The organism is Pseudomonas sp. MYb2 (assembly GCF_002979955.1).
Taxonomy (GTDB): Bacteria; Pseudomonadota; Gammaproteobacteria; order Pseudomonadales; family Pseudomonadaceae; genus Aquipseudomonas.
On record NZ_PCQC01000011.1, the window covers coordinates 147,251 to 162,356 of the forward strand.

Below are 15,106 nucleotides of genomic sequence, written 5' to 3' on the forward strand. Positions count from 1 at the left end.
GGGAAAAAATCCGTTTGTTCAAAGACGAAGCGAGGACCTGCGATTTAGTGTCAAACGAGAAATATTATTATTTGAAAGCGTTTTCGTACTTGCTGGGCGCTGCCGCAGATCAGGGGGTGTGCAATAAAAAGGGGCCGATGTCTGGCCCCTTTTGTGTTTACTGCTCGGTAGCCTCTGCTATGGACGTATCGGGCTGTTTCGGCTTCATCAGACTGAAGTCGATCAGCGGCCGCTGTTGGCGTTCGTAAGGATTGCCGATCATCAGCGGACGCGGCTTGAAGCTGTCACTGACCAGGCTGCGGCTGCGATCCAGCTCGTCAGCGCTCAATCCGGCCAGATCCGCCCAGGTATGGATGAACTGGGAGCTGCTGTACGGCCGGCTCAAATCCCCGGCGAAGTTCCAGTCATGATTCTCGCGCCATTTCGGCGACGCCCAGGCCATGAACGGAATGGTGTACATCGGCGCGGTCGGTTTGTTTTCGTTGCGCCCCAGGGTGTTGTGGCCGACCGAGTCGAAGACGTCTTCACCGTGGTCGGAGAGGTACAGCAGGAAGCCGTTCGGATCGGCTTTGGCGTAATCCTTGATCAGGCTCGACACCACGAAGTCGTTGTACAGCACGGCATTGTCGTAGCTGTTGTAAGTCGGCACCTGGTCGTCGCGCACACCGGCTGGCACACCGTTGCGATCCTGGAACTTGTCGAAGCTCGGCGGATAACGATATTGATAGCTCATGTGTGTACCCAGCAAGTGCACCACGATCAGCTTGCGCGGCGCCGCATCGGCCAGCGCCTTGTTGAACGGCTCGATCACGTCGCCGTCGTACTGGGCGGCATTCTGGTTGCGGTTGTTGTTCAGGTACACCTGCTCGTCCGCCTGCTCCGAGAAGGTCGTGAGCATGGTGTTGCGCTTGGTCATGGTCTGCTGGTTGGTGATCCAGAACGTCTTGTAGCCGGCTTGTTTCATCACGCTGACCAACGACGGGGTCGACAGGTACAGGTCGGGATTTTCTTCGTCGGCGAACGTCAGCACCTGCTGCAACGCCTCGATCGTGTAAGGGCGTGGCGTGATGACGTTGTCAAACACCGCCAACTGGTCTTTGAGCTTGTCCAGTTCTGGCGTGGTTTTACGCGGGTAGCCATAGAGGCTCATGCGCTGACGATTGGTCGACTCACCGACGACCAGCACCAGCGTTGCCGGCTGATTGGCCGTTGCGTCCTTGAGGTTTTTCAGCGGCGCGATCTTGCTCGCGTTGTGCAGCATGCCCTGCATGTCGGCGAGGGTTTCCTGATAGCGATGATAGGCCACTGCCATCTGCCACGGTACCGCCGGTTCGATACGGGTTTCGAATTTCTCGAAACCTTCGGCGAAGCTGCCGGTGCGCAGGGTTTGCTTGATCAGCGGGTAACCGACAACGGCGACCACGATGGCCGTCGCCGCCACCAACGCACGGCCACGGGGCAGGTACACCGGGCGCAGACGGGTCCACAGGAAATAGGCGAACAGGGTATGGGCGAGGAACGCCGGAACCATCCACCAGGCAAAGTACTGGGTCATGTACTCGCCGGCTTCGGACACGTTCGACTCGAACATGATGAAGATCACGCTCTGAGAGAACTCCTGCTGGTAGATGAAGAAGTAACCCAGGCTGGCCATGGAGCAGGCCCAAAGCACGACGCCGATCACCGCGGCGAGCAGTTTGGTGCGCTTGGGAAACAGCAGCATCGGTGCCAGCCAGATGGCGCTCATCACGAATGCCTGCCGGAACCCGGTGAAGCCGGAGGTACCGGTGAGCTGGATCAGCAGTTGGGTAATACCCGAGAAGTACCAGAAGAAAACGAACAGCCAGAGAAAACCGGCCCAGTCGAAACCTGTCGCAGTCGTTTTGCTGCGTTTGAACAATGCCATTCAGCACTCCAGCTCGATCGTCACAACCACCGCCGGAAAGCTTCCATGAAACCGACGAACGGAGGCCGAACGCGTACGCCCGGCCAGAATGCGCCGGAGTATCGCCAAGCTAATGTGAAAACTTTGTTAGTTGCAGATTACACAAAGGGCTGGATCATGTCGGGAACGACACGGGTCGCTCCCGAAGCAGGCGGGGAGATCAGGCGTGCGGGTGACGCTGGACAACCGGCAGAGGCTTGGGCTGGGCGCCCTGAGTCAACGCGCGCAGTTGGGCCAGCTCCTGCTTGAGTTGGTCACGCTCGTCTTTCAACTGGCGCAATTCATCGCGACGGATTGTCACGTACAGGGTTTGTGGCGGCATTGCTGTGTGTACTGTGCCCATTGCTCACCTCGCAAATGGCGTGCATCAACTGTAAGTCGCTGCCGTTTTTGGCTGCTGACTTACTATCGGCGCCAATTTTGATTTCTTTTGCCTGTGAATGGAACTTTTTTATTTTTCATGGTCGGTGTGTCTTCGCCACGTTTCGGGGCGTTATCAGTCTGATTCGGGCACAATGCACGGAAACTTCATCGCAACGCTCTGGACTAACCTCCATCAGTCGCGTTGGGCTATAACCCATGACACACATTTATTTGTAGTAAGGAGCATCAGCACATGCAACTCGGGATTATTGGACTGGGCCGCATGGGCGGCAATATTGCGCGACGTCTGATGCTCAACGGTCACACCACCGTTGTTTACGACCGCAATACCGCTTTCATCGATAACCTGGTCGCCGAGGGCTCCACCGGCGTCGCAGACCTGCCAGCACTGGTTGCCGGCCTGGCCAAACCGCGTGCGGTCTGGGTCATGCTGCCGGCCGGCGCGCCGACCGAAGACACCATCAACACCCTGAGCACACTGCTTGAAGCCGGCGACACCATCATCGACGGCGGCAACACCAACTATAAGGATGATATTCGCCGGGCCAAGACCCTGAACGAGAAGGGCCTGCACTACATCGACGTCGGCACCTCCGGCGGCGTCTGGGGCCTGGAGCGCGGCTATTGCATGATGATCGGCGGCGACGCTGAAACCGTGCAGCGCCTCGACCCGCTGTTCGCCGCACTGGCGCCGGGCATGGGTGACATCCCGCGCACCAAGGATCGCAAGTCCGATGACCACCGTGCCGAGCACGGTTACATCCATGCCGGTCCTGCCGGTGCCGGTCACTTCGTGAAGATGATTCACAACGGCATCGAGTACGGCATGATGGCTGCGTTCGCCGAGGGCTTCGACATCCTCAAGACCAAATCCAGCGAGCGCCTGCCGGAAGATCAGCGTTTTGATCTGAACGTGGCTGACATTGCTGAAGTCTGGCGTCGCGGCAGCGTCGTTTCCTCGTGGTTGCTCGACCTGACTGCCGACGCACTGGCCAGCGATCCGAAGCTCGACGGCTTCTCCGGTTCGGTTGCCGACAGCGGCGAAGGTCAATGGACCATCGAAGCGGCCATGGAGCAAGCGGTGCCGGTACCGGTGCTGTCGAACTCGCTGTTCTCGCGCTACCGCTCGCGCGGTCAGGGCACCTTTGGCGACAAGATCCTTTCGGCCCAGCGCTTCGGCTTCGGCGGCCACGTGGAGACACCGAAGAAATGACCCATACGATCCGCAGGAAATCCAAGGCAGAACCCGCACCACCGACCACGCTGTTCCTGTTCGGTGCCCACGGCGACCTGGTCAAGCGCTTGCTGATGCCGGCGCTGTACAACCTCAGTCGCGACGGCTTGCTTGACGAAAACCTGCGGATCGTGGGCGTTGACCACAACGCCATTACCGATGAGGCCTTCGCGCAGAAGCTCGAAGACTTCATCCGTACCGAAGTGGCGGCGAAAGTCGGCAAGGGCGATCAGATGCTGGATCCGGCCTTGTGGGCCAAGCTCGCCAGAGGTATCAGCTACGTCCAGGGCGACTTTCTGGACGACAGCACCTATTCAGCCCTGGCGGCGAAAATCGCCGACAGCGGCACCGGTAATGCGGTGTTCTACCTGGCCACCGCGCCGCGTTTCTTCAGTGAAGTGGTGCGCCGACTCGGCAGCGCCGGTTTGCTTGAAGAGAATCCAGAAGCGTTCAGAAGGGTGGTGATCGAGAAGCCGTTCGGCTCCGATCTGCACACTGCCGAAGCGTTGAACGCCTGTTTGCTCAAGGTGATGTCCGAGAAGCAGATCTATCGGATCGACCATTACCTGGGCAAGGAAACCGTGCAGAACATTCTGGTCAGCCGGTTCTCCAACAGCCTGTTCGAAGCGTTCTGGAACAACCATTACATCGACCACGTGCAGATCACCGCCGCCGAAACCGTCGGCGTCGAAACCCGTGGCAGTTTTTACGAACACACCGGCGCCCTGCGAGACATGGTGCCCAATCACCTGTTCCAGTTGCTCGCCATGGTTGCCATGGAACCGCCGGCCGCATTCGGCGCCGATGCGGTGCGCGGTGAGAAGGCCAAGGTCGTCGGTGCGATCCGCCCGTGGACGACTGAAGAGGCGCGGGCCAATTCGGTTCGCGGCCAGTACAGCGCCGGCGAAGTCGATGGCAAGGCGTTGAACGGCTACCGCCAGGAGCCCAACGTATCCCCTGACAGCACCACGGAAACCTACGTGGCGTTGAAGGTGATGATCGACAACTGGCGTTGGGTCGGCGTGCCGTTCTATTTGCGTACCGGCAAGCGCATGAGCGTGCGCGACACCGAGATCGTCATCTGCTTCAAGCCGGCACCGTACGCGCAGTTCCGTGATACCGAAGTCGATGAGTTGCAGCCGACCTACCTGCGCATCCAGATCCAGCCGAACGAAGGCATGTGGTTCGACTTGCTGGCAAAGCGGCCGGGGCCGGCGCTGAACATGGCCAACATCGAGTTGGGTTTTGCCTACAAAGACTTTTTCGAGATGCAGCCATCGACCGGCTACGAAACGCTGATCTATGACTGCCTGACCGGCGACCAGACGCTGTTCCAGCGCGCCGACAACATCGAGAACGGCTGGCGCGCCGTTCAGCCGTTCCTCGACGCCTGGCAACAGGATGCGAGCGTGCAGACTTACGCCGCCGGTAACGACGGCCCGCAAGCCGCCGAAGATCTGCTGACTCGCGATGGCCGCGTCTGGCACGGCCTCGGATGAGTGACTTGTCGAAACAACCTGTCCGTTTTCTGCTCAGTGACATGGACGGCACGCTGTTGCTGCCGGATCACTCGCTGAGTCAGCGCACTATTGATGCTGTGCGTTCGTTGCGCGAAGCCGGCGTGTTATTCAGCCTCGCCACCGGGCGGCCACCGAAAGCCATGTTGCAGCAGATCGAAGCCTTGGGTGTTGATCTGCCGACGGCGGCGTTCAACGGTGGCACCATCGTTAACCCGGATGGCAGTTTGCTGGTCGCGCATTACTTGCCGGCCACCACGGCGTTGATTGCGCTGGCGACGTTTGCCGATCAGCCTGATGTCGAAATCTGGGTATTCAGCGGCGGCGACTGGTTGCTCAAGGATCCGCACGGACCGATGGTGCCGCGCGAACAGCATGGCCTCGGTTATCCGCCGGTGGTGGTCGAGAGTTTCGAGCCGTATCTGGAGCACATCGACAAGATCGTCGCGACCAGTAACAACACCGAGCTGTTGATTGAATTGGAGGCGCGCTTGCTGCCGAAGGTCAACGGCATGGCGCAAGTCTCGCGCTCGCAACCGGTGTATCTCGACGTGACGGCACTGGAGGCTAACAAGGGCACGGCGCTGGCGACCTTGGCCGAGCACTTGGGGGTGCCGCTGGAACAGACCGCCGCAATCGGCGACGGCGGCAACGACCCGGCGATGTTCCATTGCGCCGGACTGTCGATCGCCATGGGTCAGGCCGAAGAGGCGGTAAAGCGTCAGGCCGACGTGGTCACCGCCCCCAATACCGAAGACGGCGTCGCCCAAGCGATCGAAAAATACATCCTCCCTCACTGACTCCACCCAAAACCAAATGCAGGAGTGAGCCTGCTCGCGATAGCAATTTATCAGTCACCATTTCTTGGGCTGACACACCGCTATCGCGAGCAGGCTCACTCCTACAGTTTTTACGCGGTATTGGTCAGAGCCAGTAACTTACTGCATACCAGCCCAGCAATCCCATCACGACGGTGTACGGCAACGCCATCCACACCATCCGCCCGTACGACAAGCGCACCAGCGGTGCAATCGCCGACGTCAGCAGGAACAGAAACGCCGCCTGACCATTCGGCGTGGCTACGCTCGGCAGGTTGGTGCCGGTGTTGATTGCGATCGCCAATGTCTCGAAATGCTCACGGCTCATGTGCCCGGCGAGGAATGCCTGCTTCACTTCGGTGATGTAAATGGTTGCGACGAACACGTTGTCGCTGATTGCCGACAACAAGCCGTTGGCAATGAACAGCATGCCTGGTTGTTGCTCCACCGGCAGCGCCAGCACCCATTGAATCAGCGGCGCAAACAACTGTTGATCGTGAATCACCGCCACCACCGCAAAAAACACCACCAGCAACGCTGTAAACGGCATAGCGTCCTTGAAGGCACTGCCCAGACGATGCTCATCGGTGATGCCGGTAAATGCGGTGATCAAAACAATCACCATCAGACCGATCAGACCGACTTCAGCAATGTGAAAGGCCAGGCAGCCGATCAGGATCAATGCCGCCGCACCTTGCACCAGCAGCGCAGCGCGTTGGCGCGGCGTACGCTCGGCGTCGTCTTCAGCGGCGTAGTTGGCCAGCACGGCGCGCACGTTATCCGGCAGCAGTGTGCCGTAACCGAACCAGCGCAATTTCTCCAGCAACACACAGGTCACCAGGCCAGCTGCCAGTACCGGCATCGACACCGGTGCGACTTTCTGGAAGAACTCGGCGAAATGCCAACCCATTTCATGGCCGATCAGCAGGTTCTGCGGCTCGCCGACGAGTGTGCAGACACCGCCCAATGCCGTGCCGACGGCACCGTGCATCAGCAGGCTGCGCAGGAACGCGCGGAACTGTTCCAGATCGTTGTGATGCAGTTTGGGCAGGTTCTGGTCGTCGCCAAACTCACTGTCCTGACGCGGGTCATTGCCCGACGCCACCCGATGGTAGACCGAGTAAAAACCGACAGCGGCGCTGATAATGACCGCCGTCACCGTTAGTGCATCGAGGAATGCCGAGAGGAATGCCGAAAGAAAACAGAACATCAGCGATAACATCGCTTTGGAGCGCACGCCCAACAACAGGCGCGAAAACAGATATAGCAGCAGATCCTTCATGAAGTAGATGCCCGCCACCATGAACATCAGCAGCAGGATCACCGGAAAATTGTGCAGCAACTCATCGTAAAGAGCCTGCGGCGTGGTCATCTTCAGCAGCAGTGCTTCGATCAACAACAAGCCGCCGGGCATCAATGGATAGCACTTGAGCGCCATCGCCAGGGTGAAGATGAATTCGATGACCAGCAACCAGCCAGCCGCGACGGGGCCAACCGTGAACAGGACCAGTGCATTGAGGATCAGAAAACCGACGATGGTCGCCTTGTACCAGCGCGGCGATTGACCGAGAAAGTTGTGCGCAAACGCCTGGACCATTGAACCGGACATCGGTTGCTCCTTGTCTTTTAGAAGCGCGCAAGTTGCCGGATGCGTTGCCGAAGATCAAGTACAGTCCGTGTTTTTCAATCGTTAAGGTATCGCGCCACCATTGCCCGATAGTTGCCATCCAGCGAGTAGCCGCCCACGAGGATCGCATCATCCGCTTGCACGGCCAGTGAATTGGCCATGTCCAGGCTGCGACCCAAACGCGTACGTAGCCAGCCGTTGCCATCACCGAACGTTTGATCGAGGTGGCCGTCAGGTAAATAGCGCGCGACTACGAAGTCTGCCTCGAACCCGCCAATCGTCGCACCGACGGCGATAATCCGGCCGTCTTGCATGCGCTTGGCGGCATTCCACTGGCAACCGCTATGGCCGATGTCCAGCAGTTGCGGCAGGCCTGAGTTGCAATGTAGCTGCGCACGACCGTTACGATGCAGGTTCAGGGTCATGCAGCGAATCGGATCACGGCTGCTGCCGAAGCAGTGAAGATGCTCCGCCGACTCAACCACCTGATTGACCAGCGCGCCGTGTCCGTGGGCTGTGAAGGCCATGAAGCCATCGATAGCGAAGGTTTCGTCGAGCCGGCCATCCGCCAGGTAGCGCGCAAGCAGACCTTCCTGAGGGAAGCTCATTGAACCACCGACCAAAATCCGTCCGTCCTGTTGCAACGACAGACTGCTCAGCCAGGTGTTGAGGAGCAGATGACGAACCATGACAAAACCGCGACCGTTGAAAGTCTTGTCGAGTTGGCCATTGCCTGTGAGGCGAATCAGCATGCCCGCGTGGTCAGCGCATTCGAAGTGATGATTGGCAACCAACAGGATATGGCCGTCGTCCTGCACCGCCATGTCACACGCTTCGGCGCCCGGAATGCCCGGTGGCAGCCACTCGTCGAGTGTGCCCATCGACAGGTCGCCGGGCAGGCGTACCACCAGATAACCGTTATCGCCGAAATCCGGGTCCGGGCAACCCCGATCATCGAAAACGGCAAGGCCGGGCAGGGTGCAATGGTCGGTCTCGTAGTGCAGGCCAGCCAGCAGAATTCTGCCGTCGGGCAGCAGCTGGACTTTGCCGGCCATGCTGCCGAACCCGGATGAAAACATGCCGATGACGCTACCCTGCCGACCGAAGCTCAAATCTGCGGAGCCGTCCGCAAGCAAGCGCGCCAGCCCGAAACAGCTACCGTTCCGGGTTTTGACTTTCGCTGCAACCAGCACGCGACCTTGTCGATCAACCGCGACACCGTGGGTCATGCTGGAAAGACTGTCGGCAAAATACACTTGAGCGATACCATTGCCGGCAAAAGCAGGGTCCAGTTGGCCGGCCTGGTTTATTCGCTCCAATCGGGTGCAAGAGCTCTGGGTCGACATGCACGCGTCTCCTTGCGAGTAGACCAATACCCTGGATTGGGAGGTTTACTGCATGAGCGGAACATTCAATCCCTGAAGCGGAAGAAGTACAACTGTTAGAACTAACAGGCGGAGGGTCAGACTGTGCCAGAACAGTGTCTTTTTGTACCAATAGCAAGTGTGCCAAGCAGTCGCGCCGAAAGCTCACGCTGAAAGTTGTACAAAAGTAAGCAGTGGGTAAATAGATAGTGCAACTAAGAAAACACGGGCGGATGACTCGAGGTCATCCGCATTGTTCCGGTATTAGTGCGGCATCGACCACGATTGCAACAGATGGCCTTCTTTGCTCAACTCGGCGCGAGCTTGTTGCAGCAGTTGCTCCAGTTGTGCCGGATCGGAATAGGCACTGCTTGGAATCTGCTTGCGACCAATGTGCGAGTTGGTGCGGTCGACGACGGTCAGGCTCAATTCGCCGTTGCCGTCTTGTGGCGCCCAAGCCACACATTGAAAGGGTTTGAAGGCGTGGTTGGCAATCAAAAGAGCTTCGTTGATACGGAGCGGGGCGGTCATGGGATCGTCTCTCTATAGTACCCAATCAAATGATCTGCCGTCGGTTGGGCTTACCGTTCGGCTGGTTACTTGTACTGATGCACGCAACCCCGGGGCGGGTCACACTCGAAACAAAGAAATTTCAACTTTCTTACAAAAGCCTGGCTCACAGACGGGCTTTGAAAGCTTGTTGAAAGCTTTTCCGTAATGAAATAGTCGATAGCTAACTAACAACCGGGCTTCTTATAACGCGTTTGTTTGTACACCTATAAGCAATTGATACAAGGCGCTGTCAAAATCTTGCTAATGTTACAGTCGGGTCTGCCAAATGACTGTTTTTACAATCATTTCTAATATTTGGCGCCAAGGAACAGTCATGAGCGAAGCGCCTGCGTTAAGACGTTTATTGGTGGTCGACCCGTGCGACGACTGTCACCGCTTATTGCCCGGTTTGCGCGCGATAGGCTGGGATGTCGACAGTTGTACGCTGGAAAATGCCACCGACCGCAGCTGCGATGTCGGCTTGCTGCGTTTGCAACCTTTTCACCTGGAACGGCCCGAAGCGGTCAAGGAACTGATCAGTCGCAGCGGCACGGAATGGATCGCTGTACTGAATCAGGAAGTGCTGCGCTTGCAGAACGTTGGCGACTTCGTCTGCGAATGGTTTTTCGATTTCCATACCCTGCCGTTCGACGTGTCGCGGGTGCAAGTTACCCTCGGCCGGGCATTCGGCATGGCCCGCCTGCGCGGGCAGGGCACGATTCACGTCGACCAGCCAGAACATGAATTGCTCGGCGACAGCAAACCGATCCGCGAACTGCGCAAATTGCTCAGCAAGCTGGCACCGACTGAATCGCCCGTATTGATCCGTGGCGAAAGCGGCACGGGTAAAGAGCTGGTCGCGCGCACCCTGCATCGGCAATCGCAGCGTCACAGCAAACCGTTTGTGGCGATCAATTGCGGGGCAATTCCCGAACACTTGATCCAGTCCGAGCTGTTCGGTCACGAAAAAGGTGCGTTTACCGGCGCGCATCAGCGCAAGGTCGGCCGTATCGAAGCGGCCAACGGCGGCACCTTGTTCCTTGATGAAATTGGCGACCTGCCGCTGGAGCTGCAGGCCAATCTGCTGCGTTTTCTTCAGGAAAAACACATTGAGCGCGTCGGTGGCAGTCAGCCGATTCCGGTAGATGTACGCGTGTTGGCAGCGACCCACGTCGATCTTGAGTCGGCGATCGAGAAGAAGCGCTTCCGCGAGGATTTGTACTACCGGCTCAATGTTCTGCAAGTGGTCACTGCACCTTTACGTGAACGGCACGGTGACTTGTCGATGCTGGCCAACCACTTTTCGCATTTCTACAGCCACGAAACCGGTCGACGTCCGCGCAGCTTCAGTGAAGATGCGCTGATTGCGATGGGTAAACACGATTGGCCGGGCAACGTGCGCGAACTGGCTAACCGCGTGCGGCGCGGCCTGGTGCTGGCCGAAGGGCGGCAGATCGAGGCCCGCGATTTAGGGTTGATCAGCCAGCATTCGATCGCGACACCGATGGGCACGCTGGAAGATTACAAAACCCGTGCTGAACGCCAGGCACTGTGCGATGTGTTGAACCGGCATAGCGACAATCTGAGCATAGCCGCGAAGGTGCTTGGCGTTTCCCGCCCCACGTTCTATCGCCTGTTACATAAACATCAGATTCGCTAGTTGGCTGAAGATCAAAAGATCGCAGCCTTCGGCAGCTCCTACCGGGATTACCAACATCCGATGTAGGAGCTGCCGAAGGCTGCGATCTTTTGCTGTTGCGCTGCTTAGAAGTAGTACGGGAATTTCAGGCTGAAGGAAAAATCCGGAGCATCGTCGGTCATGCCGATCGACAGGTTGGGTACGATGGTCAGGTTGTCGGTGGCCGCAATGGTCATGCCGACGTTGAAGTAACCGGCGTTGGCGTCGCTGGACACCACCGATTCCCAGTCCCCGCCATCCTGTTTCAGCTTGCTCTTGCGTTGCACCAGGTCAGACACCGAGAACGACATACTCATCTTTTCGTTCAGTGCAAAGGCGATACCGGCGCCGATCTGGAAGCTGTCGCCGATCTTCACCTTGCCCGGGTTCTTCTGGTTGACGGTGGAGCTGATGTCGTCAAATGATTCCTCAAGGTTATGCGTGTAGGACAGGCTGCCGAACAACACGGCCGGGTCAAACGTCTTGACCAGCGAGATGCCGGGAGTGATCGACCAGACGCCATTGCCCGTCGGTAGCGTGTCAGGCACGAAGAGGTTGGAGTTGGCATCGGTCTGACGCAGTTTGATCCCGAACGGGTCCTTGCCGGTTGGCGCCTTGACCCGCAAGGTGACGACCGCATCCGGCGTGTTGACGGACTCGTCGAGGAACTTGTACGCAATACCGAAGTTGACGTCGCCAATGGTTGGATCCTTGGTGACGGTTTCCTCGGTGGTAACGCCTGCCGCGCCTTCGTTGCCGCCACCCGATTGATACGTCGACTCGCGATATACCACGGGCACGTTCAGGTCAAACTGCCAGCGATTGTCGAAGTTGTAGCGGCCCGTGAGGTCGAGGGTCCAGGTATCGGCCTTGATTCGGTCCAGGTTGATGTTGCCGAGGAAAATCGAATCAAGGGCCAGGAATCCGTTGAGAATCAACTGACGGGTGTCGTAGCGCGAATAGGTGATGCCCGTTTCGACGCTGAACTTGCCCCCGCCAAAGAAACCGCTGGCTTCGTCGTAAAGGTTCGACACGCTCTGTGCCGGTTGTGAATCGTCGGCCAACGATTGACCGTAAGAAGCGCCACTGCCCCCAGCTGCGCCTCCCGATGCGGCGGCCGCGCCCGTGCCTGTGGCGGCCCCGCTGGCAACGCGATTTCCTTTCATGTCTGACGGCGATTTGGCCAGCCTTTTTGGCGGTGGGGCGGCCGGCTGTTCTTCCACTTGGCGGACCCTTTGTTCAAGTACCGCCAGTGCTTGTTGCTGTACTTCGTACCGTTGTTTCAGTTCCAGAAGTTCCCGTTTAAGGGCTTCTACGTCGGCATCGGGAGCTGCTTGCAGCATCGCCGCCGGGAGAAGGGTACTCAAACACACTGCAGCACGCAGTGATACTGATCGATACATGAATAAGCCGTCCCTTTAAGCCCAATGATCGAGACTCAGCGTAGTTCAATATCCGATATTGCGTAGGGCCCCGAGTTGGGTCAGGTTGCAGTCCAGTGCACCGGCGCTTCTGCCGTTATTGTTTAATACGACGTTGAGTTGCGTGAGGTTGTTGACCACGTTGGCACTGCCCAGCAAGCGAGTATTTTGCAGCAGGCCGCCCTGAGCGACTTGTTGCAGCGCTGTGCCTTGATTGCCGCTGGCCTGAATGGCCATCTGTACGCCGCCACTGTTGGCCGAAACCTGGACGCTGCCTGCGCCGTTGCTGCCGCTGATGGTTTGCCCGGCAACCAGCGCCTGGCCTTGCGACGGCAGCAGCGCCGGCGCCTGACTGGCTTCACTGACGTTGATCGCGACGTTGTTGCTCGCGGTGTTGCCATCGCCCGCCGCGCGCACGCTTTGCGTCACACCCTGCGTGCTATTGAGGCCGGCGCCACCGATCACGGTGCCGTTGCCCAGTGTGGGAACACTGCCATTGCCCGACTCCTTGATGGTCGAGACGTAGAATTCCGGTTTGACGGTAGACGCTTGGACCTGCATCGAGGTGGCAGCCCCGATCAAGTCGCCGCTGGCATTGCGCCAAGTGCTACTCATGACGATGCCGAAGCTGATAATCCGCCCCGGCATGACATAACGACCACGCAGCTCTGCAAGCTCTTGGTCTTTGATTTCGATGGGTTTGAATCCGGCATGTGCAAAACCCGACGCACTCGCTGCCAGGCAGGCGGCGGCCAGCCAGTATGAGCTTTTCATCTGCTGCTCCCGGGACATCCAGTCCCACTCTCTAACTCGGCGATTAAAAGAAGTCGCTCTGAATGAACCCGAAATCCATCAATTCCGCATCTTTGACAGGGTTGAAACCATCCAGCTTGTTCTTTGCTGTCAGTGGCACCGGAGGACTGCGCAAAGCGTTAGCCTTGTCGTAACCGGGGCCTACGATGGCAAAGACAATGCCGTTCCAACCTTTGACAAAGTCATCGTGTTTGTAGCGTTTGTGGCCGAGAACCGGGTCTCCGATGTACACCCAATCCTTGTCTGAACGCTGCAGTACGACGAAATGCTTGTAGCCGCGAATGTCCATCAGGACCACCACCGGAATGGTCACCGCTTCGAGTTTCTCTGGCGGGATCCGGTAGCCTCGGGCACGCATGCCGATGCTTTCTACGTAGCGCTTCATGTCGAGCATGGAGAAGCCCTGGGTACGAACCAGGTCCTGGTCAGCGTTGACCAGCATGCCTTTGATGATGTGCTCCTCATCGACGTCGAGCCAGTAGGCTTGGCGCAGGACCGTTGCCAGTGCAGCAGCGCCGCAACTGAAATCGGTCTTTTGTTCGACGATGTCGGCAAACTTGCGCTCACGCAAGCTTTGCACGTCCTTGTAAACCAGCACGCCGCCGGGTAGGGCAGCCACTGGCATCTGCGCCGCCTGAGTCAGGCCACACAGACAAAGCAAAGCGAGGAGGGCGGGAGTTCGCATGATCGATACGCCTTGTGGAACCGAGGAAAAGCCCCGTTGCCGGGGCTTTCGTTTCGATCGCGATTACAGGCAGGCTCTGCAACCTGCGGCGATGGACAGCGAGTTGCTTTGTTGGTTGCCCACACCAGACGAGACGTTGGCTCCACCGTTGCCGGAGAAGTTGTTCATCGAGTTGGTCATGTTGGCATTGTTGACCACCGGCGCTTTCCAGCCGTCTTTGGTCATCACTTGCTGAGTGGTTACGCCAGCGAGGCCAAAGGTACCCACGGCTTCGAACTTGGCTTTCTGGTCATCGTTGCCACCATGGCCGCCGCCACGATTGCCGTAACCACCGTGATCATCGTCTTCGATGGTTGCGGTGCCTTTGGCCTTAAACACGCCAGCAGCAGCATATGTACCGGTGAGGGTGTCGGTTTTGTAGGTTTGCACGCCTTTGTTTTCTACCACCAGGCCAGTCGAGGACTGGTTGGCGGAAGCGGCGGCCTGAGCTACGCGGCCACCCGAAACGGCGATCGCCAGGTTGTTTTTCTGCTGGTTGAAGTTGCCCGCACTGACGTTGATGCCGATGTTGCCGGAACCATTGTTGCCTGCGTTGTTGAGGTTGGCATTGTTGAAGGTCGACGAGTTTTTCACGTAGTTGTTGTTGTTGACCTGAGTCGCGCTCGAGGCTGCAACAGCGTTACCGAAGATGAAGCTCTCGTCAGCAGTGGCCAATGCAGCAGCGTTGTCCTGCTGGTTGCCGTCGCCGGCTGCAACGTTGGCGCCCATGTTGCCGTTGGAACCGTTGAGCGAGTCACTGGCGTTAGCGTTGTTCAGCGTGCCCTGGTTTTTTACCACGTTGCCGTCACTGTCTTGCACATCAAGCACAGCGGCGCCGGCACCCGCAGTGATTTGCAGCAGTTGTTCCAGGGTTGGACCTTTAGGCTGGTTATTGCCGTGGCCGTTGCCGTGCCCATTACCATGATCGTCATCACGACCGCCTGCCTGTGCTGCGATTGCCATCACTGCTGCAAGTGCGAAAACCAGTGGTTTGAGAGCCATTGTAGGTTTCATGGTGTTTCTCCATCG

At 58.2% G+C, this 15,106-nt stretch carries 13 protein-coding genes; 4 read left to right on the forward strand and 9 right to left on the reverse strand.

Features of this window, described 5'->3' with window-relative positions:
* Positions 1-157: 157 nt before the first annotated feature.
* On the reverse strand, positions 158-1,906 hold the full coding sequence (locus CQ009_RS19110; protein WP_064391121.1) for a phosphoethanolamine transferase CptA: 1,749 nt from the start codon (positions 1,904-1,906) through the stop codon (positions 158-160).
* Between the two features lie 199 nt (positions 1,907-2,105).
* A complete protein-coding gene (locus CQ009_RS19115; protein WP_064391122.1) occupies positions 2,106-2,288 on the reverse strand; it encodes a DUF6026 family protein in 183 nt (60 codons plus the stop codon).
* Between the two features lie 273 nt (positions 2,289-2,561).
* On the opposite strand from CQ009_RS19115, the gene gnd reads away from it, so the two are divergent.
* The 3 genes from gnd to CQ009_RS19130 are packed head-to-tail and all read left to right on the forward strand — an operon-like array spanning position 2,562 to position 5,880.
* The gene (gnd, locus tag CQ009_RS19120; RefSeq protein ID WP_008082539.1) at positions 2,562-3,542 is read left to right on the forward strand and encodes a phosphogluconate dehydrogenase (NAD(+)-dependent, decarboxylating); all 981 of its coding nucleotides are present in this window, start codon (positions 2,562-2,564) and stop codon (positions 3,540-3,542) included.
* Positions 3,539-5,062: a glucose-6-phosphate dehydrogenase gene (gene zwf, locus CQ009_RS19125; protein ID WP_105708180.1), complete on the forward strand. Its 1,524-nt coding sequence runs from the start codon at positions 3,539-3,541 to the stop codon at positions 5,060-5,062. The genes gnd and zwf overlap by 4 nt, the downstream gene beginning before the upstream one ends.
* A complete protein-coding gene (locus CQ009_RS19130; protein ID WP_105708183.1) occupies positions 5,059-5,880 on the forward strand; it encodes an HAD family hydrolase in 822 nt (273 codons plus the stop codon). Before zwf ends, CQ009_RS19130 begins: the two co-directional genes overlap by 4 nt.
* Positions 5,881-6,004: 124 nt before the next feature.
* Here CQ009_RS19130 and nhaB read toward each other — a convergent pair whose 3' ends face one another.
* The 3 genes from nhaB to CQ009_RS19150 all read right to left on the reverse strand — a co-directional run bounded on the left by nhaB (position 6,005) and on the right by CQ009_RS19150 (position 9,420).
* On the reverse strand, positions 6,005-7,507 hold the full coding sequence (gene nhaB, locus CQ009_RS19140) for a sodium/proton antiporter NhaB (protein ID WP_105708185.1): 1,503 nt from the start codon (positions 7,505-7,507) through the stop codon (positions 6,005-6,007).
* Positions 7,508-7,581: 74 nt separating this feature from the next.
* Positions 7,582-8,871: a hypothetical protein gene (locus tag CQ009_RS19145; protein WP_105708187.1), complete on the reverse strand. Its 1,290-nt coding sequence runs from the start codon at positions 8,869-8,871 to the stop codon at positions 7,582-7,584.
* 282 nt (positions 8,872-9,153) lie between these two features.
* Positions 9,154-9,420 (reverse strand): hypothetical protein, encoded by a 267-nt coding sequence (locus CQ009_RS19150; protein WP_064391127.1) that lies wholly within the window; start codon positions 9,418-9,420, stop codon positions 9,154-9,156.
* A 355-nt stretch (positions 9,421-9,775) separates the two neighbouring features.
* Here CQ009_RS19150 and CQ009_RS19155 point away from each other — a divergent pair, with 355 nt between their 5' ends.
* Positions 9,776-11,101, forward strand: a complete 1,326-nt coding sequence (locus CQ009_RS19155) for a sigma-54 dependent transcriptional regulator (protein ID WP_064391128.1) — start codon at positions 9,776-9,778, stop codon at positions 11,099-11,101.
* A gap of 104 nt (positions 11,102-11,205) precedes the next feature.
* Here CQ009_RS19155 and CQ009_RS19160 read toward each other — a convergent pair whose 3' ends face one another.
* From CQ009_RS19160 to CQ009_RS19175, 4 genes are all read right to left on the reverse strand, one after another.
* Positions 11,206-12,522, reverse strand: coding sequence for a hypothetical protein (locus CQ009_RS19160; RefSeq protein WP_105708189.1), 1,317 nt, complete (start codon positions 12,520-12,522; stop codon positions 11,206-11,208).
* Between the two features lie 45 nt (positions 12,523-12,567).
* Positions 12,568-13,314, reverse strand: coding sequence for a hypothetical protein (locus CQ009_RS19165; RefSeq protein WP_064391130.1), 747 nt, complete (start codon positions 13,312-13,314; stop codon positions 12,568-12,570).
* A gap of 43 nt (positions 13,315-13,357) precedes the next feature.
* Positions 13,358-14,038 (reverse strand): C39 family peptidase, encoded by a 681-nt coding sequence (locus CQ009_RS19170; protein WP_064391131.1) that lies wholly within the window; start codon positions 14,036-14,038, stop codon positions 13,358-13,360.
* A gap of 63 nt (positions 14,039-14,101) precedes the next feature.
* Positions 14,102-15,091, reverse strand: a complete 990-nt coding sequence (locus CQ009_RS19175) for a hypothetical protein (RefSeq protein WP_064391132.1) — start codon at positions 15,089-15,091, stop codon at positions 14,102-14,104.
* Positions 15,092-15,106: the final 15 nt, after the last annotated feature.

Coding starts and splice junctions, on each gene's coding strand:
- CQ009_RS19110 (WP_064391121.1), bottom strand. CDS start 1,906: ATGGCATTGTTCAAACGCAGCAAAACGACTGCGACAGGTTTCGACTGG.
- CQ009_RS19115 (WP_064391122.1), bottom strand. CDS start 2,288: ATGGGCACAGTACACACAGCAATGCCGCCACAAACCCTGTACGTGACA.
- gnd (WP_008082539.1), top strand. CDS start 2,562: ATGCAACTCGGGATTATTGGACTGGGCCGCATGGGCGGCAATATTGCG.
- zwf (WP_105708180.1), top strand. CDS start 3,539: ATGACCCATACGATCCGCAGGAAATCCAAGGCAGAACCCGCACCACCG.
- CQ009_RS19130 (WP_105708183.1), top strand. CDS start 5,059: ATGAGTGACTTGTCGAAACAACCTGTCCGTTTTCTGCTCAGTGACATG.
- nhaB (WP_105708185.1), bottom strand. CDS start 7,507: ATGTCCGGTTCAATGGTCCAGGCGTTTGCGCACAACTTTCTCGGTCAA.
- CQ009_RS19145 (WP_105708187.1), bottom strand. CDS start 8,871: ATGTCGACCCAGAGCTCTTGCACCCGATTGGAGCGAATAAACCAGGCC.
- CQ009_RS19150 (WP_064391127.1), bottom strand. CDS start 9,420: ATGACCGCCCCGCTCCGTATCAACGAAGCTCTTTTGATTGCCAACCAC.
- CQ009_RS19155 (WP_064391128.1), top strand. CDS start 9,776: ATGAGCGAAGCGCCTGCGTTAAGACGTTTATTGGTGGTCGACCCGTGC.
- CQ009_RS19160 (WP_105708189.1), bottom strand. CDS start 12,522: ATGTATCGATCAGTATCACTGCGTGCTGCAGTGTGTTTGAGTACCCTT.
- CQ009_RS19165 (WP_064391130.1), bottom strand. CDS start 13,314: ATGAAAAGCTCATACTGGCTGGCCGCCGCCTGCCTGGCAGCGAGTGCG.
- CQ009_RS19170 (WP_064391131.1), bottom strand. CDS start 14,038: ATGCGAACTCCCGCCCTCCTCGCTTTGCTTTGTCTGTGTGGCCTGACT.
- CQ009_RS19175 (WP_064391132.1), bottom strand. CDS start 15,091: ATGAAACCTACAATGGCTCTCAAACCACTGGTTTTCGCACTTGCAGCA.